Below are 25,057 nucleotides of genomic sequence, written 5' to 3' on the forward strand. Positions count from 1 at the left end.
GTTGCTATGTTTGGCGTATGACAGAACAACAAGACGACAGCGAAAAGCCGCAGCCGCCGCCGGCGCAGGATGCGGGCGCGGAACCGCCTGTGCGCCCCGGCCGCCCGTCGCGGGCGCGGCTGCTGGAGTGGCAAGGGCCGGTGTTCTGGATGTCATGCGGAGCGCTGCTGGCCGGCCTGGCGGGTGGCGCGGTCGTCCTCGCGCAGCGCGTAGGCATTGAACGGGACCTGATGGCAGTCGCCACCACGCTTGCACCGGATGGCGGCAGGGCGCAGACGGCGCCAGGGCCACAGGCCGTGGCGCGGGCGCCGGCGCTTGCGGAACCGGGAATGCAGGCCGCCAGCAGGCAAGGCGGGTCGGCGTTGGAGGGTTCATCGGTCACGGAGCCCGCAGCAAGCAAGCCCGTCGCGGCTCCGCGCCACCGCGCGCGCCCTGGGAATGGCGCTACTGCGCGCTCGAAGCATCAGGCCAGCGCCAAACAGCCGCCACGCAAGAAAAGTGCACTGCGCCGCAAGCCTGTAGCCGAACCGGAGAGGTACGCGGAAGTCTTCAAGCGCTGCCCATGGCCTGGCGAGCCCGGCGCCGTGGAGTGCCGGCGGCATATCTGCAATGGGGCGGAAAGCGAAGGCCCGGCATGCAGGCCATACAGGTCGAAGCTGCGTTAAGCGGCAGGAAGCGAGATGAAGGAGCGCTGGCGTTCGGCGAGTTCCTGGCATGCCAGGCAAGTCGCGGCCCCAGGCTGGGCCTGCATGCGCCCCGCGGAGATCGCGCCCCCGCAGTGCAGGCACTGGCCAAAGGTCCCGGCCTGCAAACGCTCCAGCGCAGCATCGATCGCAGCCACTTCGGCGGAGTCGCGGCCAGCCAGCACCTCGCGCCGCTGGCGCAGGACGGCAGTCCAACGGTCAATTTCTTCAGGTAGCATGGCTAGTCTCCACTTTTGGGGCACTTTAACGGGCATCTTGCGCCGCGTCACCTGTGCCGCTTGACCTAAGTCAAGTTTGACCGACTTATTCTTGAGGACCCGCATTTGGCCTCTTGCCCCAAGGGACGCTACAATCTTAGGATGACAGGATTTGACCACCGACAGGACCAGGCTTTGACACATTCAACGATTGCGGAACGCAGCCTGCAATGGCTGCTGGCGTCGGCGACGGACGCGATGCTGATCATCGACAAGGAAGGCCAACTGATCTTGGTCAACCCGGCGCTGGAAAACCTGTTTGGCTATGAGCCGGGCGAACTGCAAGGCAAGTCGCTGGAATCGCTGATTCCGGAACGCTTCCGCCACGGCCACGTTGGCCTGCGCGGCAGCTATTTCGAACGCCCGCATCCGCGCGCCATGGGGGCCGGATTCGAACTGTTCGCCACCCGCAAGGACGGCACCGAGTTCCCGGTCGAGGTGAGCCTGTCGCCCCTGCAGGACAATGGCACCCAGCCGATGGTGATGGCGACCATCCACGATATCAGCGCCCGCAAGAAGGCCGAACACGCGCTGCAGGAAAGCGAAGCGCGCATGCGCGCGATCTTCGAAACGGCGGTCGATGCGATCATCACGATCGACGAGCACGGCATCATCGAACGGGTCAACCCGGCCGCAGAGCGCATGTTCGGCTATCCGGAATCGGAAGTCCTTGGCCGCAACGTCAAGATCCTGATGCCGGCGCCGCACCGCGAAGCGCACGACGGCTACCTGCAGCATTACATGACCACCGGCGAAAAGCGCATCATCGGCAAGGGCCGTGAGGTGCAGGGCCTGCGCCGCGACGGCAGTATTTTCCCGATGGACCTGGCCGTCACGGAAATGTGGCTGGGCGGGCGCCGCATGTTCACTGGACTGGTGCGCGACATCACCGAGCGCAAGCACGCCGAAGAAAAGGCGCAGCAACTGCTGCAGGAGCTCACCAGCGCCAACGAAGAACTGACCAACTTTGCCTACGTCGTATCGCACGACCTGAAAGCGCCGCTGCGCGGCATCGGCTCGCTGGCCGACTGGCTGGCGCATGATTACGCCGACAAGTTCAATGAAGAAGGCAAGGAGCACATGCGGCTCCTGATCAACCGGGTCCACCGCATGGGTGCCCTGATCGACGGCATCCTGCAGTATTCGCGCGTGGGACGCATCAGGGAAGCCGTGGTGCCGGTGCAGCTCGACCAGCTGGTGGCCGAGGTGGTCGACCTGCTGGCAGTTCCGGCGCATATCAAGGTTACCGTGATGCCCGGCATGCCGACGGTTGCCGGCGAACCGACCCGCATCCAGCAGTTGTTCCACAACCTGGTGTCGAACGCGGTCAAGTACATGGACAAGCCGGACGGCGAAATCGAAGTGGGCTGGGCCGACGAAGGCAGCCAGTGGCGCTTCCACGTTCGCGACAACGGCCCCGGCATCGCCGAGCGTCATTTTGAACGGATTTTCCAGCTGTTCCAGACGCTGGCGCCGCGCGACCGGGTTGAAAGCACGGGTGTCGGCCTGGCGCTGGTGAAAAAAATTGTGGAAATGTACCAGGGCAGGGTGTGGCTGGAGTCCGAGCTGGGCAAGGGCACGACCTTCTATTTCACCCTGCCAAAGAAAAGAAAGAATAACGCATGAATAATACGAGCAAGCCGATCCTGCTGGTGGAAGACGACCAGGTCGACGTGATGACCATCCTGCGCGCGCTGAAGGAAGTCCATGTCAGCAACCGTGTCGTGGCGACGGAAAACGGCGAGGCCGCGCTGGAATACCTGCGCGAGCCGGGCAACGAACAGCCATGCATCATCCTGCTGGACCTGAACATGCCGATCATGAACGGCATCGAGTTCCTGCAGAACGTCAAGCAGGACCCGCTGCTGCGCCGCATCCCGGTCATCGTCCTGACCACGTCGGAAGAACAGCAGGACAAGATGCGCAGCTTCGACCTGGGCGTCGCCGGCTACATGACCAAGCCGGTGGACTACCGCCAGTTCGTGGAGGTGGTCCGCTCCATCAACCTGTACTGGACCATCAGCGAGCTGCCATGAACAGGGTAAGGGTCCTTATCGTCGAAGACGATATCGTTGACCGTATCGCCTGCCGCCGCGCCTTTGCGCAGGCGCCGGGCTTCAACTGCGAATTGCTGGAAGCGGAAAGCGGCCAGGAAGGCCTGGATATCGCCTTGCGCGAAGAGCCCGACTGCATCCTGCTCGATTATCACTTGCCCGACCTGACCGGGCTTGAATTCCTAGCCCGCCTTGCGGCAGACCGCGGCGAGCCTCAGCCAAATATCCCGGTGATGATGCTGACCGGCGCCGACAGTGCCACCGTGGCGGCAGAAGCGATGCGCCGCGGCGCGCGCGACTACCTGGTGAAGGACAGCGACGGCCGCTACCTCGACTTCCTGGCTGGTGCCATCGACCGCCTGCTGCGCGAGCAGCGCCTGATCGACGAGAAACAACTGGCTGAACAGGTGCTGCGGCAGTCGCAGAAAGAGCTGCGTGAACTGGCCGCGTACCAGGAAAAACTGAAGGAACACGAACGCACCCGCATCGCCCAGGAAATCCATGATGAACTGGGCGGCCTGCTGACCGGCATCAAGGCCTATATCTCGGTCGCCATCGAGCGCGGCGGCGAGCAATCGGACCCACTGTTGAAGGATGCGGCCAAGCTGGCGCAAGATGCGATAGAGACCGTGCGCCGCGTGATTACCGACCTGCGTCCAAGCGTGTTGGACCAGCTGGGCATCTGGCCTGCGCTGGAATGGTATGCGGAACAGGTGGCGCAGCGCAGCGGCTTGCAATGCACCTGCAATATCACGCCGGAGGCGCAGGCGCTGGAGCTCGATGCGGAGCGCAGCACCATGTTGTTCCGCGTCGCGCAGGAAGCGCTGACCAACGTGGTGCGCCATGCCGAAGCGAGCGAGGCGCGCGTCATCGTGGACATTGACGGCGAAAACGTGGTGCTGCGGGTGGAAGACAATGGCAAGGGTATCGAGAGTGCCGGCTTGTCCGACCGCGAATCCTGGGGCTTGTTCGGCATGCACGAGCGCACGCGCCGCTTTGCCGGCGAACTGAATATCAGCGGCAAGGCCGGGCAGGGCACTACCCTGCAGCTGCGCCTGCCTTTGGAGGACAAGAATGGGTGACAGGATCACCGTTTTGCTGGTCGACGACCATGCGATTGCACGCAACGGCGTGCGCCTCATGCTGGGCACGGCGCCCGACATCAGCGTGGAGGGCGAGGCCGGCAACGCCGTGGAAGCGATGCAGCGCGTGGCCGAGCGCAGTTTCGACGTGGCACTGGTGGACATCAAGATGCCGGGCAAGAATGGCCTGGACCTGTTGAAGACCCTGCGCAGCGAATGCCCGCGCATGGCGGTGCTGGTGCTGAGCACCTATTCCGAGGAAATTTACGCGGTGCGCGCGCTGAAATCGGGCGCCTCCGGCTACCTGACCAAGGATGCGCCGACGGCGACCCTGATCGAGGCCGTGCGCAAGGCTGCCTCGGGCGGCAAGCACGTCAGCCCGGCGCTGCTTGAAAAACTGGCAACCCTGGTCGGCGGCGGCGCGAGCGGCGACCACGAAGAGCTTTCCAACCGCGAACTGGAAGTCTTCAAGCTGATTGCCCAGGGCGAGTCCCTGGTGCGCATAGGGGAAAAACTACACCTCAGTCCTAACACTGTGACAACCTATCGCAGCCGCATCCTCGAGAAAATGGGCATGTCCACGAATGCTGAGCTGACCCGTTATGCCCTCGAGCACGGGCTGATCTGAGCGGCTGTAGGGGAACCACTACAGCAACTGCACAGGATGCTTGATACCGGGAAATGACGCCGGGCGCGATACTGCTTCCATCGAAAACAAGGAGCAGCAAAATGAGCCCGGTCATCCCAATCACCCCTGCAAACGCCACCAAATCCTGCGCACCAGTCGCAGCCAAATGCTCGCTGTGCAGCTTCAACCGCCTTTGCTTGCCACAGGGCCTGGCCGACGAAGATGTTGCTCGCCTTGACCAGATCATTTCCCGCCGCCGCCGCGTGAACCGCGACGAGCCGCTGTACAAGACCGGCGACAGCTTCCACAGCCTGTATGCCGTGCGCTTCGGCCACTTCAAGACCGTGCAGGTGAACCAGCGCGGCGAACAGACGATTGGCGGTTTCCACATGGCCGGCGACCTGCTGGGCATGGAAGCCATCGGCAATGGCCAGCATTCTTGCAATGCCGTGGCGCTGGAGGACAGTGAAGTCTGCGAGATCCCCTTCAACCGCCTGCAAGAGCTGGTGATGCAGATTCCTGGCCTGCTGCAGCAGTTCCACCGCACCATGAGCCGCGAAATCCAGCGCGAGCAGTCGGTGATGCTGTTCCTGAGTCATATGCGTGCCGAACAGCGGCTGGCCATGTTCCTGCTGAACCTCGCCGGCCGTTACGCCCAGCGCGGCTACTCTTCGACCAGCTTCCAGTTGCGCATGTCGCGTGAAGATATCGGCGGCTACCTGGGCCTGACCGTGGAAAGCGTCAGCCGCCAGCTGGCCCGCCTGCGCCAGGATGGCTCGATCGTCCTGAGCAACCGCGATCTGCGCATTACCGACCGCGCCAGGCTCGAGGCCATGTCGTCCGGCGGCATGGCGCAGGAACTCGCTGTCGCCTGACCGGCTTACCAGTTTTCTCACCTGTAGGGGGTGTATGGGGCAGCTCTTGCTGCCCCTTTTTTATTGCGCGAACACTTCTTTGGCGGCCATCAGGCCGTTGAGCGCAGCCGGAAAGCCAGCGTAGACGGCCATCTGCATGATGGTCTCCACGATCTCTTCGCGGCTGACGCCGACGTTAAGGGCGGCGTGGATGTGCACCTTGAGCTGGGGCGCAGCGTTGCCCATGGCGGTCAGCGCGGCCACCACAGCGATCTCGCGTGATTTCAGGTCAAGCCCCGGGCGCGAATAGATGTCGCCAAAGGGGAATTCGATCAGGTAGCGGGCGAAATCGGGCGCAATATCTTCCAGGCTTTGAACGACGCGGTCGCCGGCCTGGCCGTCGACTTCACGCAGTTTTGCGAGCCCGCGCTCGTAGCGGCTTTCGGTGTTCATTGGCATGTGCTCCATCGGTGGTTGGATTCGACGCCAGGGACTGCTCCAGGGAGCGGTAATACTCGATCTTGGCCTGCAATGATGCTGCAGATTGTTGCATCGCCTCGATTTCGGCGAGCACGTCCTGCATATGCTCTTCTAGCATCCGGCGCCGTTCAGGCACCGTCGAGTCCCCAGCGCCGCGAAGTTTTGCGAATGACTGCATTTTGCCGATTGGCATATGGGTCGTTCGCAGACGCAGCAGGAATTCGATCCAGGCAAGGTCCGAGGCCGCGTAACGCCGCTGGCCGCCCGCCGCACGATTGACCGGGGCAATCAGCCCGATGCGCTCGTAATAGCGGAGTGTGTAGGCCGTGAGGCCGGTACGTTTGGCGACTTCGTCAATGCTCAGGTGCGATTCCATGGGGTGATCGTAAAAGTTAGAGTGCACTCTAAGTCAAGCACTTTATTACTCTAACCGGGAAGCCGCAACTGCGAGCGCAAGGTCCATGGTGTTGATGTGGGCTTCGAGCCAGTCCGGCAGCGTGCGGATGATGTCGCGTGCCGTGGCTTCCTCGTCGTCCTTCAGCAGGCGCAGGGTGCGGGCGACCTTTTCCAGCAAGTAGCCATGGGCTGCGCGGTGGGCCTGGGCAGCCGGGTAGGCGATGCGCTCCATCAGGCTGTTTTCTTCGCGCAGGTGTTCCATGAATTCAGTTGCCAGGTCGCGGCAGGCTGCGTCAAAGGCGGGACGGGGCAGGCTTTCCATGGCGTCGAGCATGTCGAAGACGATGCGGTGCGACTGGTCGAGAACGGGAATGCCCAGTGCGAGGTCCGGCCCGAAGACGATGGAATCCATGGGGTTCTCCAGTAGTGTCGAACCGCAATTGTGCCGCTGGAAAAAATTCGGGCACATGATCTATGTCAATTTTCACTTTTGACGAAGTCTATGAACGCGCGCAAGGGCGGCGGAACCAGGCGGCGCCCTGAGTAGTAGAGGAATGGGCCCGTAAAGGATTGCCACCAGGGTTCCAGCACCGCTTCCAGGGCGCCGTTGTCCAGGTGCGGGCGCAGCCAGTCTTCGAACAGGTAGATGACGCCGCTTCCTGCCTCGGCCGCATCCACGATCAGTTCAACGGCACCGGATGGCTCCACCAGCAAGGGGCCGTTGACATCGACTTTCACGGTTTCCCCATCGCGCCTGAATTCCCATGGTTGCACTGCGCGTCCGGAAAAACGCATGCGCAAGCAATCGTGCAGAAGCAGTTGTTGTGGATGGTCGGGCCGTCCGCGTTTGTCGAGGTAGGCGGGTGCGGCAGCGGCGGCAAAGCGCTGTACCCGTGGGCCGATGGGTACCGCGATCATGTCCTGCTCAAGGCGCTCGTCATAGCGAATGCCTGCGTCGCAGCCCGCGGCAAGCACGTCGATGAGGCCTTCTTCTGCAGTAATTTCCAGTTGTATGTCGGGATAGGCGGCCAGGAACGCCGGTACGATGGCCGGCAATATCAGTCGTGCTGCGCTGATGGGGACGTTCAGCTTCAACCTTCCGGCTGGCCGGTCGCGAAGGCCGTTCACTTCGGCGAGGGCGGCATCCACTTCGGACAGGGCGGGCTGGAGGCGCGCCAGCAGGCGCTTGCCCGCTTCAGTGGGGGTGACGCTGCGTGTGGTGCGGTTCAGCAGCCGCACTCCCAACTGGGCTTCCAGGCGGCGCACCGCTTCGCTGAGGCCGGATGCGCTGACGCCCATCGCACGCGCGCCCTCGCGAAAGCCTTGGGCGCGTGCAACGGCAATGAAAGCATTCAGGTCGGCAAGATCGACGCGCATTGTGCAAATTTTCGTACGGGCTGTTTTAATTATACCGGCTTATCGAACGGTCGATTCGCTTCTAGACTGGGAACCTCATTGAAAAGGAGCTCTACCATGTCCCAGCACACTTACTGCCTCGGAGACCTGATCGTCAATCGCATGGGATACGGCGCCATGCGCCTTTCAGGGCCGCATGTTTTCGGACCGCCGGCCGATACAGCAGGCGCATTGAAGGTCTTGCGCACGGCGGTTGAATCCGGTGTCGATCACATCGACACCAGCGATTTCTACGGCCCGCACGTAACCAACCAATTGATCCGCGAAGCCTTGCGCCCCTACCGCGATGGCCTGGTGATTGCCACGAAAATTGGCGCCCGGCGCGGCGCCGATTCTTCCTGGCTGCCGGCTTGTTCGCCTGCTGAACTGGAACAGGCCGTGCATGACAACTTGCGCAACCTGGGGCTCGACAAACTGGATGTCGTCAATTTGCGCCTGATGATCGATCCGATGCAGCCGGCTGAGGGCTCGATCGAAGGGCCGCTTGCCGCGCTGGCTGAGCTGCAGCGCAAAGGCCTGGTACGCCACATCGGCTTGAGCAACGTGACCCATGCCCAGGTGGCCGAGGGCCGGCGGATGTGCGAGATCGTGTGCGTGCAAAACCAGTACAACCTGGCCCACCGCAATGACGACGCCTTGATTGATGAACTGGCACGCGATGGTATCGCCTACGTGCCGTTCTTCCCCTTGGGCGGGTTCTCGCCGCTGCAGTCGTCTACCTTGTCGCGTGTCGCCGCCCGCTTGGGCGCGTCCCCGAACCAGGTGGCCCTGGCTTGGCTGCTGTACCGGTCGCCGAATGTGCTGTTGATTCCGGGGACCACCTCGATTGCCCACCTCAAGGAGAACCTTGCCGCGCAGGCGCTCGATTTGCCCGGCGAGGTCCTGGCGGAACTGGATGGCATGGCGCGCTAGCGGCGCGCTTAGAGGAATCGATCGAGGATCTTCTTGCTGTGCTTATCCAGCGCGAACTGGTCGCGGATCAGGAAGTGGATGCCGTGGCTGTCCGACACCAGCAAGGAAACGCTGCCGATGCGGCGAATATCTTCTTCGCCGCGCAGCACGAAGGTGGTATCGCCGCGGTCGGTTTCGACGCTCCAGGTGGAAGGGCAGGCATAGCTGCCCACGTCCACGATGCGCTGGATGACCGGCATGAATTCACGGCCGGCCAGTTCTTCGCGCACGATGTCCGCCAGTTGCGGCGACAGGTCGGAAATACGATCCAGCCAGGCCACTTCCTTGCCGTCGGTGTTTACCAGCGACAGGCCTTCATCCGGCGCCTGGATGGGAAACGCGCGTACCGGCGACACGCCTTCATGCAGCACGCCGTTGGCGTCGATCAGGTTCAGCTTACCGAAGCTGTCCCGGCTCAAAGTAAAATTAATCATCTTCACGGCTCTTTGCCTTGTCATCCATGTCTGTATCGACGTTACGTGCCTGCGCCTGGTAGAGGCGGTAGTAGGCGCCTTCCCTGGCCATCAGTTCTTCATGAGGGCCTTCTTCGACGACCTTGCCGCGGTCCATCACCACCAGGCGATTCGCACGCTGCAGCGTTGACAGGCGGTGCGCAATGGCAATCGTGGTGCGGCCGGCGACCAGGTTGTCCAGCGCCTTCTGGATTTCTTTTTCCGTTTCCGAGTCCACCGATGCAGTCGCTTCGTCGAGGATCAGGATGCGCGGATCGATCAGCAGCGCGCGCGCAATCGAAATACGCTGGCGTTCACCGCCCGACAGGCCCTGGCCGCGCTCGCCCACCATCGAATCGTAACCCTGCGGCAGGCGCAGGATGAAGTCGTGGGCGTGCGCTGCGCGGGCGGCCTTCATGATTTCTTCGCGGGTGGCTTCCGGCTTGCCGTAGGCGATGTTTTCCGCAATGGTGCCGAAGAACAGGAAAGGCTCCTGCAGCACCAGGCCGATATTGCGGCGGTAGTCCGACACCGCGTAGTTGCGGATATCCACGCCATCCAGCAGGATCGCGCCCTCCGCCACGTCGTAGAAGCGGCAGATCAGGTTGACCAGGGTCGACTTGCCGGAGCCGGAATGGCCCACCAGGCCAATCATTTCGCCGGCCTTGATCTCGAGGTTCACCCCGCGGTTGACGGCGCGGTTACCGTAGCGGAAGCCCACTTCGCGCAGCGTGATGTCGCCGCGGACCTTCTCGACCTTCACCGGCTGCACCGGATCGGGCACGCTCGACACGTGGTCCAGGATGTCGAAGATGCGCTTGGCGGCCGAAGCGGACTTCTGCGTCACCGACACGATGCGGCTCATGGAATCCAGCTTGCCATAGAAGCGGTTGGCGTACAGGACGAAGGAGCTCAGGACGCCGACGGTGATGTTGTGCTTGGAGATCATCCAGATGCCGAACACGTAGATCACCAGGATACCCAGTTCGGTCAGGAAGGACACGGTCGGCGAGAACAGCGACCATACCTTGTTCAACTTGTCGTTGACGGCCAGGTTGTGCTTGTTGGCGGTACGGAAGCGGGTTGCTTCGCGGGTTTCCTGCGCAAACGCTTTCACCACGCGGATGCCGGGAATCGTATCGGCCAGCACGTTGGTCACTTCGCCCCAGACGCGGTCGATCTTTTCAAAGCCGGTACGCAGCTTGTCGCGCACCAGATGGATCATCCATGCGATGAAAGGCAGCGGCAGCAGGGTGGCAATGGCCAGCCAGGGATCGATGGTGAACAGGATCACGCCGGTCATGATGATCATCAGGACATCGGAGGCGAAATCGAGCAGGTGCAGGGACAGGAAGACGCAGATCCGGTCCGATTCGGAGCCGATGCGAGACATCAGGTCGCCAGTGCGCTTGCCGCCGAAATACTCCAGCGACATGCGCAGCAGGTGTTCATACGTCGTCGTGCGCAGGTCCGCGCCGATGCGTTCCGAGACCAGCGCCAGCACATAGGTCTTGGCCCAGCCGAAGATCCACGCCAGCACGGCGGCGCCGGTCAACGCTGCCATGTACTGCACCACCAGCATGTGCTCCACCGGCTTGCCGTTCTGGTAAGGGATCAGCACGTTGTCCGTCAGCGGCATGATGATGTACGGCGGGATCAGGTGCGCGCCGGTCGACAGCAGCATCATGGCAAAGCCAAGCGCCAGTTGCCATTGGTAGGGACGCGCAAAGCGCCACAGGCGGAACAGGGTCCAGGTGGACGGCGGCGTGTGGGCGACTTTGGTGCAGACCGGGCATTCTTCCTGGTCGGCTTCCAGCGGCGCCTTGCAGGTAGGGCAGGAATTCTGTTCGACCTGCTGCAGCGGCTTGCCGTGCACGTGCGCTTCCAGCAGGCGCGGGAAGTTCTCGGACAAGCGGATGGCGAGCAGGTTCTGGCCAAGCGTAAAGCGCCACGCGGCCAGGCGCTGCTTGTCATCCACCAGTTCCAGGTGGCCGACACCGGCGTGATCGTGCAGTTTTAGCGACATGCCAGGACGATAAGTCCAATCTCGCCATACCGTTTCACCGGGTGCGCGTGCCATAATGCGGCGCTCCGTAAGGAGTACCAGGCCTTTGTTGAAGTGAAGCTTGGAGTCCAGGTCAACCTCCAGCGCGCCAAGTACGTTTTCTTCGGGTGCAAGCGCTGGCAACTCTGTGCGCCACCTGTCGGGAAGTTCTGTCAGGCTGAGCTCAGAGGAAAGTTGGTTTGTTATCATTGTGGATCAGACTCCGGCACTCTTTGCCAAGTGGCAAGAATTGCGAAACAGTGGGAAAATAGAAGGACGGGCGGAGTATACCGCAAGAGGTACAAGAGCTAAAACATGACAAAAAAGAAAGACATTGAGTTTCTCCGTGTAACACACCTGCGCGGACCGAACATCTGGACCTATCGCCCGGTGATCGAGGCTTGGCTGGATATCGGCGAGCTTGAAAACTACCCCTCGAACAAACTCCCCGGTTTTTATGAACGCTTGACGGCCTTCCTGCCTGGCCTGATCGAGCATCGCTGCGGCGTCGGCGAACGCGGCGGCTTCTGTGAGCGCCTGCGCGACGGCACCTACGCTGGCCATATCCTCGAACACGTGGTGCTGGAATTGCAAAACCTGGCCGGCATGCGTACCGGCTTCGGCAAGACCCGCCAGACCGCCGAAGGCAGCGGCATTTACAAAATGGCATTCCGCACCCGCCAGGAGCAGGTTGGCCGCGCCGCACTGGCCGCCGGCAAGGACCTGCTGATGGCGGCCATCGAGGACAAGCCATACGACCTGGCCGCCACCGTTGAAAAACTGACTTCGATGGTCGAATCGCTGTGCCTCGGCCCATCGACCGCCTCCATCGTGGACGCGGCGACCGACCGCAAGATTCCGCATATCCGCCTGACCGACGGCAACCTGGTGCAACTGGGTCACGGTGCGCGCCAGCGCCGCATCTGGACTGCGGAAACCGACAACACCTCCGCCATCGCCGAAGGCATTGCCTCAGACAAGGACATGACCAAGGACCTGCTGAAGTCCGTTGGCGTGCCGGTGCCGGAAGGCACCCTGGTCAAGAGCGCCGACGAGGCCTGGGAAGAAGCGCAGGACATCGGACTGCCGGTGGCCGTCAAGCCTTACGACGGCAACCATGGCCGCGGCGTGTCGCTGAACCTGATGACCGAAGCCGACGTGCGCGCTGCTTACGATATTGCCGTTGTGCGCGGCGGCAGCAAGAGCGTGATCGTCGAGAAATTCATCGTCGGTAATGAACACCGGCTCCTGGTGGTTGGCCGCCGCATGGTGGCAGCGTCCATGGGCGAATCGCTGTGGGTGACTGGCGACGGCAAGTCCTCTGTGCAGGAGCTGGTGGACAGCCAGATCAACACCGACCCGCGCCGCGGCACCACTGAAGAATTCCCGCTGAATATCGTTGAACCGAAGAAGTCGGAAGAAGTGCAGCTGGACCTGAAGCGCCAGGGACTGACGCCGGACTCGGTGGTGGAAGCCGGCCGCAAGGTCCTGATCCAGGTCAACGGCAACGTGGCCAACGACGTGACCGACCTGGTGCACCCGGCGGTTGCCGAAATGGCAGCGCTGGCGGCCCGCACGATTGGCCTCGACATCGCCGGCATCGACCTGGTTGCCGCCGACATATCCAAACCGCTGGAAGAGCAGGGCGGCGCGATCATCGAAGTGAACGCGAGCCCAGGCTTGCTGGCGCACCTGAAGCCTGCCGCCGGCGGCGTGGCGCGCCCGGTTGGTCACGCGATTGCCGACCAGCTGTTCGCGGAAGACGACGATGGCCGCATCCCGATCGTGGGCGTGGCCGGCAGCCGCCAGAACGCGCTGATCGCACGCCTGATCGGCTGGCTGCTGCAAATGAGCGGCCGTTACGTCGGCACTGCGACCGAGCAGGGTGTGTTCCTGAATGGCCGCAATGTGGCGCGCGGTCCGTTGACCGAATGGGAATCCGGCGAGCGCCTGCTCCTGAACAAGAATGTGGAAGCGGCGGTATTCGCCAATTCCGGCCGCATGATCCTGAGCGAAGGCTTCTCTTACGACAAGTGCATGGTGGGCGTGGTGACCGACGCCGCCGGCCACGAGGAGCTGGGCGAGTTCTACATCAACACTGCTGAACAGATGTACGGCGTGCTGCGTACCCAGGTCGACGTCGTGCTGCCGGAAGGTGCTGCCGTGCTGAATGCCTCCGATGCGCAAGTGGTCGAAATGGCCGAACTGTGCGACGGCGACGTGATCTTCTACGGTACCGACGAACATGTGCCTGCGATCGACTCGCACCGCCAGGATGGCGGCCGTGCCGTGTTCCTGCGCGATGGCGGTTTCGTCATGGCTGCCGGCCGCGACGAGCTGGCAGTGCTGCCGCCGTCCTGCCTGCCGGCCAGCGGTGAAGACCGCAAGGAAGCAGTGCTGGCTGCAATCGGCGCCGGTTGGGCCATGGGCCTGTCGCCGGACCTGATTGGTGCCGCGCTGCGCACCTTCGAGTGGAATACCAAGAAAAACTAAGGATTACCAGGAATGGAAGTTATTCGCCTCCGCGCACTGCGCGGCCCTAATCTGTGGAGCCACCATACGGCTGTTGAAGCCATCGTGTCCTGCACGCCGGAAGAACGCTCCGTCGACAAGATCCCTGGTTTCGAAGTGCGCCTGCGCACCCGCTTCCCGCGCCTGGCGCAGCTGCAGCCGGACGGACATGCCGACACCATCCCGATGGCGCACGTGCTGGAACTGGCGGCCCTGGGTCTGCAAGCCGAAGCTGGCTGCCCCGTCACCTTCAGCCGTACCACGCAGACCCTGGAAGATGGCATTTACCAGACCGTCGTGGAGTACACCGAGGAAGCGGTAGGCCGCCTGGCGATGGAATGGGCTGAAAAGCTGTGCAAAGCCGCCATGGACGACGCTCCATTCGATCTGGCAGCTGCCTTGCATGAGTTGCGCGAACTGGACGAAGATGTGCGCCTGGGGCCGTCGACCGGTTCGATCGTGTACGCCGCCGTGGCGCGCAAGATCCCGTTCCGCCGCATGACCGAAGGTTCGATGGTGAGCTTCGGCTGGGGCTCCAAACAGCGCCGCATCCAGGCTGCTGAAATGGACAGCACCAGCGCGATCGCCGAAACCATCGCGCAGGACAAGGAACTGACCAAGAAGCTGCTGGACGCCGCCGGCGTGCCGGTGCCCGTTGGCCGGACCGCGGTCGACGCAGAGGACGCATGGAAAGCCGCGCTGGAAATCGGCCTGCCTGTCGTGGTCAAGCCGAAAGACGGCAACCAGGGCAAGGGCGTAACGGTCAACATTACCACCCGTGAGCAGACCATCGCAGCGTACAACGCGGCCAAGGAATTCCGCGACGACATCATGGTCGAACGCTTCCTGGCCGGCCACGACTTCCGCCTGCTGGTGATCGGCAACAAGCTCGTTGCTGCCGCTCGCCGCGATCCTCCGCATGTTGTGGGCGACGGCGTGCACTCGGTGCGTGAGCTGGTGGACATCGTCAATTCCGACCCGCGCCGCGGCACCGGCCACGGTACCGCGCTGACCAAGATCCGTTTCGACGACATCGCCCTGGCGCGCCTGGCGCTGCAAGGACTGGCGGCCGATTCCGTGCCGCCGATCGGCCAGCGCGTCGTCCTGCGCAATAACGCCAACCTGTCGACCGGCGGCTCAGCCACCGACGTCACCGACGACGTGCATCCTGAAGTGGCGGCGCGTGCGGTGGAAGCGGCGCAGATGATCGGCCTGGATATCTGCGGCGTGGACGTGGTGTGCGATTCCGTGCTGCGTCCTATCGAAGAACAGAATGGCGGCGTGGTGGAAGTCAACGCCGCGCCTGGCCTGCGCATGCACCTGTCGCCGTCTTACGGCAAAGGCCGTCCGATTGGCGAAGCAATCATCAACACCATGTTCCCCGAGGGCGACGATGGCCGCATTCCGGTGATTGCGGTGACCGGCACAAACGGCAAGACCACCACCGTGCGCCTGACCGCGCACCTGATCGCGTCCTCCGGCCTGCGCGTGGGCATGACCAATACCGATGGCGTGTACGTCAACGGCCGCCAGATCGATTCAGGCGACTGTTCCGGCCCGCGGTCGGCGCGCAATGTGCTGCAGCATCCCGACGTGGATGCGGCCGTCTTCGAAACCGCCCGTGGCGGCATCCTGCGCGAAGGCCTGGCTTATGACCGCTGCAAGGTGGCCGTGGTGACCAATATCGGCGCCGGCGACCACCTGGGCCTGAACTACATCACCACCGTGGAAGACCTGGCGGTGCTGAAGCGCGTGATCGTGATGAATGTCGACGAGCATGGCTACGCCGTGCTGAATGCGACCGATCCGATCGTGGCTGCGATGGCCGCCAAGTGCAAGGGCAAGGTGATCTTCTTCGGCGCCGATCGTTACCACCCGGTTGTGGCGACGCACCTGGCGCAGGGCAAACGCACCGTCTACATCGAAAATGGCCAGCTGGTTGCGGTGGAAGGCAAGAACGAGCAGCGCATTCCGCTGGCCGATGTGCCGATCACCTTCAATGGCACCATCGGCTTCCAGGTGGAGAACACCATGGCGGCGGTGGCTGCGGCCTGGGCCGCCGGCATTGACTGGGATTCGATCCGCCGCGGCTTGCTGACCTTTACCACCGATAGCCATAATGCTCCGGGCCGCTTCAATATCTTCAAGTACCGCGGTGCGACTGTGATCGCGGACTATGGCCACAATCCGGATGCGATGCTGGCACTGGTGCAGGCTGTCGATGCGATGCCGGCCAAGCGCCGTTCTGTGGTGATTTCCGGTGCGGGCGACCGCCGCGACCAGGATATTCGCGAGCAGACCGAGATTCTCGGCAAGGCGTTCGACGATGTGATCCTGTACCAGGACGCTTGCCAGCGCGGGCGCGCTGACGGTGAGGTGGTGGGCTTGCTGCGCCAGGGGCTAGTGGGTGCGAGCCGTACCAGGAATATCGACCAGATTACCGGCGAGTTCATTGCGATCGATACGGCGATGGACCGGCTGCAGGATGGTGATCTTTGCCTGATCCTGGTGGATCAGGTGGAGGAATCGCTGCGGCATATTGCTGACCGGATTGCTGCGGGCTAAAACCGGTAAACCAGGGTCTGACCCGCAGGGTCAGGCCCTGTCAGATCGACTGCCGGCGGTGTTAGGCCTGGTCTTTTGATCTTCGACGAAAGTCCAAGGCGCACAACCCGAACCAGCGGCCTTCGAACAGACTGGGTCTGACCCTGCGGGTCAGACCCGGGTTTACCGGTTTTCAGGCAGCCAGAACAGCCTTCGGCAGCACCAGCCGCGCCGTCTCGCCTTCCACGAACTGCGCAGCAAACACCCGCTTCTCCGCCTCATGCTCCCCATCAGCTTCGATCAGGTTGCAGATCAGATCCGCAGTCGCCACCGCCATTTTGTGCAATGGCTGTTTCAGTGTGGTGAGCTCATAGCTCAACCAGGTTGACCCCTCAACCGCATCGCACCCCACCACCGACATCTGCGACGGCACGTCGATGTGCAAATGCTGGCGCGCCGCGTCCACGCAACCCATGGCCATCGCATCATTCCCGCAGATCACTGTATCGGGCACCGCGCCGATGCGCGCAATCAGCTCGTGCAGCCCGGCGACGCCGCTGGAATAGTCAAAGCAGCCATGGAACACCGGCGCGTCAGGCAGCCCCAACTCCGCGATCCGGTCCAGCGCGCCGCGCAAGCGTTCGCGCGCCACAGAGTTCTGGGCCGGCCCGCCAATCAGGGCAAACTGACGGTGCCCGGCCGCGGCCAGGCGAGTCACCAGCGCACGGCTGGCCTCATACTGGTCGCACAGCACCGTATTGACATCCAGGTCGCGCAAATGGCGGTTGAACACCACCAGCGGCACCTTCCTGCGCTTGAATTCCGCGACATGCGCCTCGGTCAGGCGGGATGCGGCCACCACGCCGTCGACCTGGAATTGCCAGATCTCGGTCAGGATGCTCTCGATCTCGCCCTCGTGCTGCATGGTGAAGAGCAGGGCGCGCTTGCCGCGGCGGTTAAGCTGCTGGCTAAGCTCCGACAAGGCCGCCGGGTTGTACAGCATGCTGGTGTGCGACACCACGATCGCAACGATATTGGTGCGGCGCGTGATCAGGCTGCGCGCCGCCGCGTTCGGGATGTATTCCAGCCCTTCGGCCGCCTTCATCACCCGCGCATAGGTCGCTTTCGATACGCTGGCGCCAGGCTTGAAGCAGCGCGAAACCGCCGATTGCGATACGCCGGCCACGAGCGCGACATCATAAGACGTGACGCGGCGCCCTTCCCGGAGGATGATGGCCTTTTGCTCGGCAAGGCTGATCGCAGGTTGTGGCTGGGTTTGGCGCATGAAAGCGATTTTGCGGCAAGGTTGCTTGCGATTTTGAAAATAAACCTCAATCTTACCACATGGCAATAGTTTCCCTCGGTTTATACGAGCCAGCCTGGCTTTGGTGTGGCGCCCAAGCCGCGCCGCGCTCTGGTAAAATATCGCCCCTTTTGGTTTTCGGATGATTAAGATGGCACAGGCTTGCGGCATCGACTTTGGCACTTCCAACTCCACCGCAGGATGGGTGCGCCCCGGCCAGCCCATCATGCTGGAACTCGAAGATGGCAAGATGACCCTGCCGTCCGTGGTTTTCTTCAATGCTGAAGACGAGGAAACCAGCTATGGCCGCGCCGCGCTGGCCGAATACCTGGCAGGTTGCGAAGGGCGCCTGATGCGTTCCCTGAAAAGCCTGCTGGGCACCAGCCTGATTGATGGCCAGACCGAGGTTGGCGGCCGTGCGCTGCCATTCCGCCTGCTGCTGTCCCAGTTCATCGGGGAAGTGAAGCGCCGCGCCGAAAGCGCCGCCGGCCGCCATTTCGACCATGTGGTGATGGGCCGCCCGGTGCATTTCATCGATGACGACAAGGTCGCCGACCAGCTGGCGCAAGATACCCTGGCCGACATCGCGCGCAGCGTCGGTTTCCGCGAGGTCGCTTTCCAGTACGAGCCGATCGCGGCCGCTTTCGAATATGAAGCGCAGATCGACCGCGAAGAGCTGGTCCTGATTGCCGACATCGGCGGCGGCACATCGGACTTCACCCTGGTGCGGCTTGGGCCTGACCGTGTGGCGCGTACCGAGCGGGTGGACGACATCCTTGCCACCGGCGGCGTGCATATCGGCGGCACCGATTTCGACAAGTACCTCAGCCTGTCAAGCGTCATGCCGCTGCTGGGCTATGGCAGCCAGTTCCTGAGCGGCGCCGAGGTGCCGTCCAGTTACTACTTCAACCTCGCGACCTGGCACACCATCAACCAGGCTTACACGCGCAAGATGCAGGCGCAGTTGACGGAAATGATCCGCGATGCGCGCGAGCCTGCGAAGCTGGAACGCTTGCAGCACCTGATCGTGGAGCGCGCCGGCCACTGGCTGGCATTGAAAGTGGAAGAGGCCAAGATCGGCCTGTCCACCGAGGACCAGGTGCAGCTCGGCCTGGAGCGCTTTGGGCCGCCGGTGCTGCTGGAGGTGACGCGCAGCGGTTTCGACAGCGCGGTGGAGCACCTGGTATCGAGCGTCGGCGCCACGGTGACCCAGTTGCTGGCCGATGCCGGGGTCCAGCCAGGACAGGTCGACACCATCTTCTTCACGGGCGGTTCCAGCGGCGTGCGGCTACTGCGCGAGCGCATTGCCGCGTTGGTACCGGGCGCCCGCCGCGTCGAGGGCGACCTGTTCGGCAGCATCGGGGCCGGCCTGGCACGTGATGCATTGCGCAAGTTTGCATAATCTGCTTACAATAGCCGCCGTGAAGAAAGCCAATCGCCATTTCCTGCACGTTTTGCTCGCGGTGCTGCTGGTCCTGTCCCAGCAGCTCGGGATGGCGCACGCGGTATCGCATTGGTCGGACTTCCGACATGGCAGCGAACAGCAGCAGGCAAGCGATGTCGACGTCGATGGCAATGGCCTGAGCGCCGGCCTCGCGCTGGATCACAACTGCAGCCAGTGCGCGGCCTTTGCCTCGCTGGCGACGGCGATCCACACGCCAAGCTTCACCTTCCCGTCTGTCGACTACAACGCGCCGCAAGCCGGCGCCGCCTTGCCGCAGCTGCACAGCGCGCGCACCGCACGCGCCTACGATTCGCGCGCGCCACCCCTGGTCTGACACAAACAACGTCGTGCTTTTGCTGCCGCCGCGGCCTTGCGCCGCGCGCTGCCTATTGTTTGTCGTATCCAGAGGTTAAATATGAATTTCAAGTACTCCTTGCTGGCAGGCGCCGTCCTGTCGGCCGTATCCGCCATTGCCTGCGCCGATGACGGCGAAGTGACCAAGGTCGTCGTGACCGCCAACCCTTTCCATAAAGGCGAAACCGAGCAAATCCTGCTGCCGGCCAAAGTGCTGTCCGGCGACGAATTGCGCGACAAGATGGCCAACTCGCTGGGCGAAACACTGTCATCCGAGCTGGGCGTGTCGTCCTCGGCCTTCGGCGCCGGCGCTTCGCGCCCGATCATCCGCGGGCTGGAAGGCGCCCGTGTGAAGATGCTGGAGAACGGCATGGCGGTTTCCGATGTGTCGGGCTTGTCCAACGACCACGCCGTATCTGCGGAAGGTTCGGTGGCGCACCAGATCGAAATCCTGCGCGGCCCGGCTTCGCTGATGTACGGTTCGGGCGCGATTGGCGGCCTGGTCAACGTGGTGAACGAGCGCATTCCGCCCGCGCTGGAGCCGAAGCTGACCGGCCAGGCGGAAGCGCGCTACAGCACCGTCGATGAGGGCAAGGCGAGCTCCGGCACCATCGACGGCGCTATCGGCAAGTTGGCGCTGCACCTGGATGCGAACACCCGCCAGACCGGCGACTATAAGATTCCAGGCAACCGTATCGAAGGCGATCCTGACTCGGCTTCCGGCCGCCTGCCGCATTCCGGCACCAAGGAAAAGGGTGCCGGCTTTGGCGGTTCCTACATCGATAGCTGGGGCTACGTCGGCGCCTCCGTCTCGGGCCTGGACAACAAGTACGGCATCCCGAGTGCGGAGGGTTCGACAATCGACCAGCACCAGACCCGTTACGATATCGACAGCCTGTTCAAGAACCCGCTGCCCGGCATCGAATCGGCCAAGTTCAAGGCCGGCTACACGGACTACCACCATGCTGAACTGGGCGACGATGGCCAGCCGGAAGTGCTGTTCAAGAACCGCACCGTCGAAACCCGTGCCGAGGCCGTGCACAAGGCGATCAGCGGCTGGCATGGCACTTTCGGCATGCAGACCGAATTGACGCACTTCTCGGCGCTGAGCGCGGAAGGCGGTCCGGATACCGTGCCGGTGACCCGCTCGAATTCCACCGCCGGCTTCCTGGTCGAGGAAAAGGAATGGGGACCGGTGCGCGTCAATGCCGGCCTGCGCCTGGAACGCATCAAGCGCGAACCGGTAAGCGGGCTGGATCGCTCGTTCTCGCTGCAAAGCGGCGCCCTGGGCGCCTTGTGGTCGTTCACGCCGGGTTATGCGACCGGCCTGACGCTGTCGCGCGCGCAGCGCGCTCCATCGACCGAGGAACTGTACTCCGGCGGCCCGCACGATGCGACCATCACCTTCGACCAGGGTGACCCGAACCTGCGCAAGGAGACTTCGCGCAATATCGAGTTCTCGCTGCAGAAGACCGCGGGCCTGATTCGCTGGAAAGCCAACCTGTTCCACAACAGCATCTCCGACTTCATTTACGGCCACGTTACCGGGCGCACGCTTGATGAAGAAGGAAATGACGGCGGCGAATTCCGCGAACGCCTGTTCAGCCAGGGCGACGCCACCGTGCGCGGCGCCGAGGCGGAGATCGAATACAACCCCTTGGCCATGGGCCTGAACGGCCGCCTGTTTGCCGACACCTCGCACGGCGACCTGAAGGACAGCGGCAGCCTGCCGTTGCAGCCGGCGTCGCGCGTGGGCGCCACCATCGGCTACCGCACGGCCAACTGGCGCGCTGGCGCCACGTGGATTCACGCACAGGCGCAAGATCGCCTGGCAGCTTTCGAGTCCACGCCAACCGGTTCCTACAACCAGTTGAACGCAAACCTGTCGTACACGCAGAAGCTGAAGGACATGGACCTGACCTGGTTCGTGCTCGCGAAGAATCTGTTGAATGACGAAATCCGCGTATCGACCTCGCTGCTGAAGGATGTTTCGCCTTTGCCAGGCCGCAGCTTTGTCTTTGGTGTGCGCGCCAAGTTCTGAGTTTGCGCAAAATCAAACGTAGCACGGAGTCGCTTCTTATACTTTAGATAACAATCCAGGGTATGGGAGGCGACGATGGGCAAACGTGTGGCAGACCGGGAGCGCATCTTCCGGTGGTTTCTTGGCCCCGCCCAGCGGGGCAATCCCTACGCCCAGTTCAACCTGGCGCTTCTTTACAAAAACGGGCACGGCGTCGAGGCCGACGCGCGCCAGGCATTCAGCTGGATGCGCATGTCGGCGCTCCAGGGCCTGGCCTTCGCCCAGAACCAGCTTGGAGCCATGTACTACAAGGGCCTCGGCATCGGAAGCAGCGATGCCGAAGCCCTGTACTGGTTCCGGCGCGCTGCGCGCCAGGGCGACCCCGCCGCGCAGCAAAACCTGGGGCAGATGTACCGGCGCGGCCGCGGCGTGCCGGTGAATGAGGAGATGGCGGCGCGCTGGTTCAGCCGCGCAGCCGAGCAGGGCGTCTCCAGTGCGCAGGCCTTGCTGGGCGAGGCCTACCTGAACGGACGCGGCGTGGCAGCGGACTGCAAGCTGGCGCAAGCCTGGCTGCGCAAGGCGGCGGTGCGCGGCGAAGTCCACGCGCAATGCCTGCTGGGCAGCATGTTCGCCCACGGTACCGGCGTTGAGCGCGACACGATGCAGGCGTTGATGTGGTACACCCTGGCCGCGGAAGGCGGTTCGGCCCAGGCCCAGTTCAGCGTCGCCGTGCTGTATGCCTGCGGCGACGGCGTGCAGCGCGACCTGGTGCAGGCCGTGCACTGGTATCGCAGCGCAGCTGAAAAAGGCGATGCTGCGGCCCAGAATAATCTTGGCGTGCTGTATGCAACGGGGCAGGGTGTGACGCAGGACCAAACCGAAGCACTGCGCTGGTACAGGCGCGCGGCCGCCCAGGGCCACGCCCTGGCGCGGCACAATCTGGCGGGCTTGCGTGGCGGCGCGGTGAATGCGGCGCTGCCTGACGAGCAGGCCCACGGCAATATTGATTTCGATGAAATCTTGCGCTCACGCCCCCATGTGCCGGAGGCGCGCAACAGCCCGCGCTGATGCGGCTTAGCGCTGCGCGGACAGGGGATGGTCGGTGCCCGGCGCCAGTACCACCGTGGTGGTCAGGCGTTCCAGCCCGGCTTGGGCCTCCACGTTCTCGATGCGCACGCTGTAGGCGCCCCGGGACAGGGGGAAGTTGCCAAGGCTGCGCGAACGCTGATTGGCCCATTTGCTGGCCACGCACAAGGTATTCACGGTGCGCGAATGAACCAGCAGATTGTCCGGTTTGTGGCGCACCTCCACCTTGAATGTCATTCGGCGGCCGAAGCTGGCGCGGTCCTGCCTGGCAACCTTGGCCAGGTCGACGTTCTCGTCGCATTCTTCCACGCGGCGGTCGCCGATGATCGACACTTCCTGCTTGCTCAGGGATTCGCCGGCAGGATTGCTCATTTCAAGCACCAGGGAGTAGTTCAGATCCACCGGCACTTCGACGTCGGCTGCGGCCACGCTGCCCGCTTCGCCGAGCTTCATCTGGACGTCCTTCATGAGCGGAGGGAATTCACACAGTGCGACAGTTGCCATCGCCAAGCCGACAATGGGTTTCTGGCACAGGTTGTAGATGAATGGGCTCATGAATCCAATATAGACTACGCCCCCTGCGTTTGCAGCCTTCGGTCAAGGAAAAGACTGTTGCCATGTATCTTTTTGGCCTGTTTCTTGGCGTCGGCTGCGCTGGCTGCGATCTGGTGGTGCGAATAGTACTGGTGCGGCTCGACCCGGATCACGCCCACCGACAGGCTCATGAGCGAATAGAAGACTTTTTTGCCCTGGCGGTCCTCGCTGATATAGCCGCCGCGCTCGCGGTCTTCGTTGCTGTAGAAGCCGGCGATGGCGGTGGCAAAATCTTCCAGCACGGCATGGCAGCGCTGCTCCCAGTCTTCGCTCTGGAACAGGATCACGAAGTCGTCGCCGCCGATATGGCCGACGAAATCGCGATTGCGGTCGCCGTGTTTAGCCAGGATATGGCCTGTCAGCTGGATCACGTCGTCGCCGCGGCGATAGCCATAGACATCGTTGAAGGGCTTGAAGTGGTCAAGGTCCACATAGCAGACCCAGAACCGCGTGCCGCTCTCCAGCAAACGGTCGATATGTTCGTTGATCGGCACATTGCCCGGCAGCTGTGTCAGCGGATTGGCGTAGCGCGCAGCGTTGATCTGCATTTGCGTGATCTCGCGCATCAGGTCATGGCCCGTGCCCATGCCCACATAGCTGCCGCCTTCGGTGATGATGAAACCATTGAACAGGTGGTGCGCATCCGATTCGGCCATGCGGCAGGACAGGTCCTGCAGGCTGGTGTCGACGTCGGCAATGATCGGTTTGGCATCCATGAAAAGCGTGCATGGTTTCTTGCCGTACAACTCACGCTGGTAGGGGCGCGCGAAGTGGTCGATCATGTCGAAGCGCGATACCAGGCCAAGCGGGCGGCCGGCGTCCACCACGGGAATGATCATCAGCTTGGGATCGGCCATGAAGATTTCATAGACGTCGTTGTTGTTCATGGACGGCGGCACGGCGGCCACGTCGTGCAACAGCTTGCGGATGGACACGGCATTTCTCTCGGCAGCGCGTTGCGGATAAACCGCCACGCCATTGCGGCCCAGTACCTTGACGACTTCCGCCGGCAAGGCCCGTGCCGGCTGGATGTGGGGGCGTCCCAGGTGGTAACCCTGGCCGTACGCGATGCCCAGGTCGCGCAGCACCAGCAGCTCCGCTGCCTTCTCGATGCCTTCCGCGATGACCAGGGTGTTGGATTTGTCGGCAATCTCCTGGATCGAGCGCACGAACTGCAGCTTGACCGGGTCGTGATCGATGCCCTGGATGAAGTGCATGTCGATCTTGACATACTCGGGGCGCAGCTCGGACCACAGGCGCAAGCTGGAAAAGCCCTCGCCCAGGTCGTCGATTGCGATCTGGAAGCCCATTTTGCGGTAATGCAGCACCGCTTGGCGCATCCGCTCGTAGTCGTAAGTGGGCTGGTTTTCGGTCAGCTCGATGATGACGTTGGCGGGATTGAGGCCGAATTGGTGGATGTAGCCGAGTGTTTCACCCTGGCTGCCGGCGTGCTGGCGCACCAGCGACTCGGGGCTGACGTTCAGGAACAGCTTGCCGGGCAGCTGCAGTTCGGCGAAGCGCTCCAGGACGATGCGGCGGCACAGGTATTCCACTTCGCGCGACAGGTTGTTGGCGCGCGCCAAGCGGAACAGGTTGAGGGGCGAATGCAGGGGGCTGTCGGAAGGGCCGCGAACCAGGCCTTCGTATGCGATGATCTCGCCGCTTTGCATGTGGACGATAGGCTGGAACAGTGCGTGCAGCTGGCGGCGCTGGATGATGTCCAGCAGGTGCTGGCCGAGCATGTCGGTTGGCGGAGGACGCAGGTAGCTTACGTTGTGCGGGAGGGTGGCGGTAGAAGTGCTCACGATGGTGGTCGCAAAAATGGCAACCCCATCATTGTGTGTCGCAATTGTGACGGCATGATGAACGCTGGAAACACTTTT

At 62.9% G+C, this 25,057-nt stretch carries 23 protein-coding genes; 13 read left to right on the forward strand and 10 right to left on the reverse strand.

The genetic code is table 11. From position 1 onward, the window contains the following. Window positions 1-17 precede the first annotated feature (17 nt). The gene (locus tag ACN9M3_RS16375) at window positions 18-665 is read left to right on the forward strand and encodes a hypothetical protein (protein WP_426317967.1); all 648 of its coding nucleotides are present in this window, start codon (window positions 18-20) and stop codon (window positions 663-665) included. Here ACN9M3_RS16375 and ACN9M3_RS16380 read toward each other — a convergent pair. After that, window positions 662-922 (reverse strand): TraR/DksA family transcriptional regulator, encoded by a 261-nt coding sequence (locus ACN9M3_RS16380; protein WP_426161495.1) that lies wholly within the window; start codon window positions 920-922, stop codon window positions 662-664. The two genes, ACN9M3_RS16375 and ACN9M3_RS16380, sit on opposite strands and share 4 nt — an antisense overlap. 174 nt (window positions 923-1,096) lie before the next feature. Between ACN9M3_RS16380 and ACN9M3_RS16385 the strand changes: the two genes are divergently transcribed. The 5 genes from ACN9M3_RS16385 (at window position 1,097) to fnr (ending at window position 5,600) form a co-directional block, all read left to right on the forward strand. Beyond that, window positions 1,097-2,587, forward strand: coding sequence for a sensor histidine kinase (locus ACN9M3_RS16385; protein ID WP_426317968.1), 1,491 nt, complete (start codon window positions 1,097-1,099; stop codon window positions 2,585-2,587). Beyond that, on the forward strand, window positions 2,584-2,997 hold the full coding sequence (locus ACN9M3_RS16390) for a response regulator (protein ID WP_426161497.1): 414 nt from the start codon (window positions 2,584-2,586) through the stop codon (window positions 2,995-2,997). The genes ACN9M3_RS16385 and ACN9M3_RS16390 overlap by 4 nt, the downstream gene beginning before the upstream one ends. Continuing rightward, window positions 2,994-4,097 (forward strand): response regulator, encoded by a 1,104-nt coding sequence (locus tag ACN9M3_RS16395; RefSeq protein WP_426161498.1) that lies wholly within the window; start codon window positions 2,994-2,996, stop codon window positions 4,095-4,097. Before ACN9M3_RS16390 ends, ACN9M3_RS16395 begins: the two co-directional genes overlap by 4 nt. Next, window positions 4,090-4,725: a response regulator gene (locus ACN9M3_RS16400; protein WP_426161499.1), complete on the forward strand. Its 636-nt coding sequence runs from the start codon at window positions 4,090-4,092 to the stop codon at window positions 4,723-4,725. The genes ACN9M3_RS16395 and ACN9M3_RS16400 overlap by 8 nt, the downstream gene beginning before the upstream one ends. 101 nt (window positions 4,726-4,826) lie before the next feature. Continuing rightward, the gene (gene fnr / locus ACN9M3_RS16405) at window positions 4,827-5,600 is read left to right on the forward strand and encodes a fumarate/nitrate reduction transcriptional regulator Fnr (RefSeq protein ID WP_426161500.1); all 774 of its coding nucleotides are present in this window, start codon (window positions 4,827-4,829) and stop codon (window positions 5,598-5,600) included. Between the two features lie 60 nt (window positions 5,601-5,660). On the opposite strand, the gene ACN9M3_RS16410 is transcribed toward fnr, so the two are convergent. The 4 genes from ACN9M3_RS16410 to ACN9M3_RS16425 all read right to left on the reverse strand — a co-directional run bounded on the left by ACN9M3_RS16410 (window position 5,661) and on the right by ACN9M3_RS16425 (window position 7,832). Continuing rightward, window positions 5,661-6,032 carry a carboxymuconolactone decarboxylase family protein gene (locus ACN9M3_RS16410; RefSeq protein WP_426161501.1) on the reverse strand — a complete coding sequence of 124 codons (372 nt, stop codon included), beginning with the start codon at window positions 6,030-6,032 and terminating at the stop codon, window positions 5,661-5,663. Beyond that, window positions 5,986-6,435: a MerR family transcriptional regulator gene (locus tag ACN9M3_RS16415; protein ID WP_426161502.1), complete on the reverse strand. Its 450-nt coding sequence runs from the start codon at window positions 6,433-6,435 to the stop codon at window positions 5,986-5,988. Before ACN9M3_RS16415 ends, ACN9M3_RS16410 begins: the two co-directional genes overlap by 47 nt. A 45-nt stretch (window positions 6,436-6,480) precedes the next feature. Further along, window positions 6,481-6,867 (reverse strand): bacteriohemerythrin, encoded by a 387-nt coding sequence (locus tag ACN9M3_RS16420; protein ID WP_426161503.1) that lies wholly within the window; start codon window positions 6,865-6,867, stop codon window positions 6,481-6,483. A gap of 65 nt (window positions 6,868-6,932) precedes the next feature. Continuing rightward, window positions 6,933-7,832 (reverse strand): LysR substrate-binding domain-containing protein, encoded by a 900-nt coding sequence (locus ACN9M3_RS16425; RefSeq protein WP_426317969.1) that lies wholly within the window; start codon window positions 7,830-7,832, stop codon window positions 6,933-6,935. Between the two features lie 96 nt (window positions 7,833-7,928). On the opposite strand from ACN9M3_RS16425, the gene ACN9M3_RS16430 reads away from it, so the two are divergent. Further along, on the forward strand, window positions 7,929-8,783 hold the full coding sequence (locus ACN9M3_RS16430; RefSeq protein ID WP_426317970.1) for an aldo/keto reductase family oxidoreductase: 855 nt from the start codon (window positions 7,929-7,931) through the stop codon (window positions 8,781-8,783). An 8-nt stretch (window positions 8,784-8,791) separates the two neighbouring features. Here ACN9M3_RS16430 and ACN9M3_RS16435 read toward each other — a convergent pair whose 3' ends face one another. Beyond that, complete coding sequence (locus tag ACN9M3_RS16435) at window positions 8,792-9,256, reverse strand: DUF1854 domain-containing protein (RefSeq protein ID WP_426161505.1); 465 nt, start codon at window positions 9,254-9,256, stop codon at window positions 8,792-8,794. Then, the gene (locus tag ACN9M3_RS16440; RefSeq protein WP_426317971.1) at window positions 9,249-11,528 is read right to left on the reverse strand and encodes an ABC transporter ATP-binding protein; all 2,280 of its coding nucleotides are present in this window, start codon (window positions 11,526-11,528) and stop codon (window positions 9,249-9,251) included. The genes ACN9M3_RS16435 and ACN9M3_RS16440 overlap by 8 nt, the downstream gene beginning before the upstream one ends. 105 nt (window positions 11,529-11,633) lie before the next feature. Here ACN9M3_RS16440 and cphA (ACN9M3_RS16445) point away from each other — a divergent pair, with 105 nt between their 5' ends. Beyond that, complete coding sequence (cphA, locus tag ACN9M3_RS16445) at window positions 11,634-13,811, forward strand: cyanophycin synthetase (RefSeq protein ID WP_426317972.1); 2,178 nt, start codon at window positions 11,634-11,636, stop codon at window positions 13,809-13,811. 12 nt (window positions 13,812-13,823) lie between these two features. Next, a complete protein-coding gene (gene cphA, locus ACN9M3_RS16450; RefSeq protein ID WP_426317973.1) occupies window positions 13,824-16,394 on the forward strand; it encodes a cyanophycin synthetase in 2,571 nt (856 codons plus the stop codon). A 172-nt stretch (window positions 16,395-16,566) separates the two neighbouring features. Here cphA (ACN9M3_RS16450) and ACN9M3_RS16455 read toward each other — a convergent pair whose 3' ends face one another. Further along, on the reverse strand, window positions 16,567-17,658 hold the full coding sequence (locus ACN9M3_RS16455) for a LacI family DNA-binding transcriptional regulator (protein ID WP_426161509.1): 1,092 nt from the start codon (window positions 17,656-17,658) through the stop codon (window positions 16,567-16,569). Window positions 17,659-17,827: 169 nt separating this feature from the next. On the opposite strand from ACN9M3_RS16455, the gene ACN9M3_RS16460 reads away from it, so the two are divergent. The 4 genes from ACN9M3_RS16460 (at window position 17,828) to ACN9M3_RS16475 (ending at window position 22,562) form a co-directional block, all read left to right on the forward strand. Beyond that, window positions 17,828-19,078, forward strand: a complete 1,251-nt coding sequence (locus ACN9M3_RS16460) for an Hsp70 family protein (RefSeq protein WP_426323773.1) — start codon at window positions 17,828-17,830, stop codon at window positions 19,076-19,078. Window positions 19,079-19,097: 19 nt separating this feature from the next. Then, entirely contained in the window at window positions 19,098-19,454 is a 357-nt protein-coding gene (locus tag ACN9M3_RS16465; protein WP_426317974.1) for a hypothetical protein, read from the forward strand. Window positions 19,455-19,535: 81 nt separating this feature from the next. Next, window positions 19,536-21,515 carry a TonB-dependent receptor gene (locus tag ACN9M3_RS16470; RefSeq protein WP_426317975.1) on the forward strand — a complete coding sequence of 660 codons (1,980 nt, stop codon included), beginning with the start codon at window positions 19,536-19,538 and terminating at the stop codon, window positions 21,513-21,515. Between the two features lie 75 nt (window positions 21,516-21,590). After that, on the forward strand, window positions 21,591-22,562 hold the full coding sequence (locus ACN9M3_RS16475; RefSeq protein ID WP_426317976.1) for a tetratricopeptide repeat protein: 972 nt from the start codon (window positions 21,591-21,593) through the stop codon (window positions 22,560-22,562). Window positions 22,563-22,568: 6 nt separating this feature from the next. Here ACN9M3_RS16475 and ACN9M3_RS16480 read toward each other — a convergent pair whose 3' ends face one another. Both ACN9M3_RS16480 and ACN9M3_RS16485 read right to left on the reverse strand, forming a co-directional pair. Further along, window positions 22,569-23,135, reverse strand: a complete 567-nt coding sequence (locus ACN9M3_RS16480; protein WP_426317977.1) for a hypothetical protein — start codon at window positions 23,133-23,135, stop codon at window positions 22,569-22,571. A 14-nt stretch (window positions 23,136-23,149) separates the two neighbouring features. After that, a complete protein-coding gene (locus ACN9M3_RS16485) occupies window positions 23,150-24,916 on the reverse strand; it encodes a GGDEF domain-containing protein (protein WP_426323775.1) in 1,767 nt (588 codons plus the stop codon). Between the last annotated feature and the right edge of the window lie 141 nt (window positions 24,917-25,057).

Origin of the sequence: Pseudoduganella sp. R-43, assembly GCF_049913255.1 — a bacterium.
Classification (GTDB): Bacteria; Pseudomonadota; Gammaproteobacteria; order Burkholderiales; family Burkholderiaceae_D; genus Rugamonas.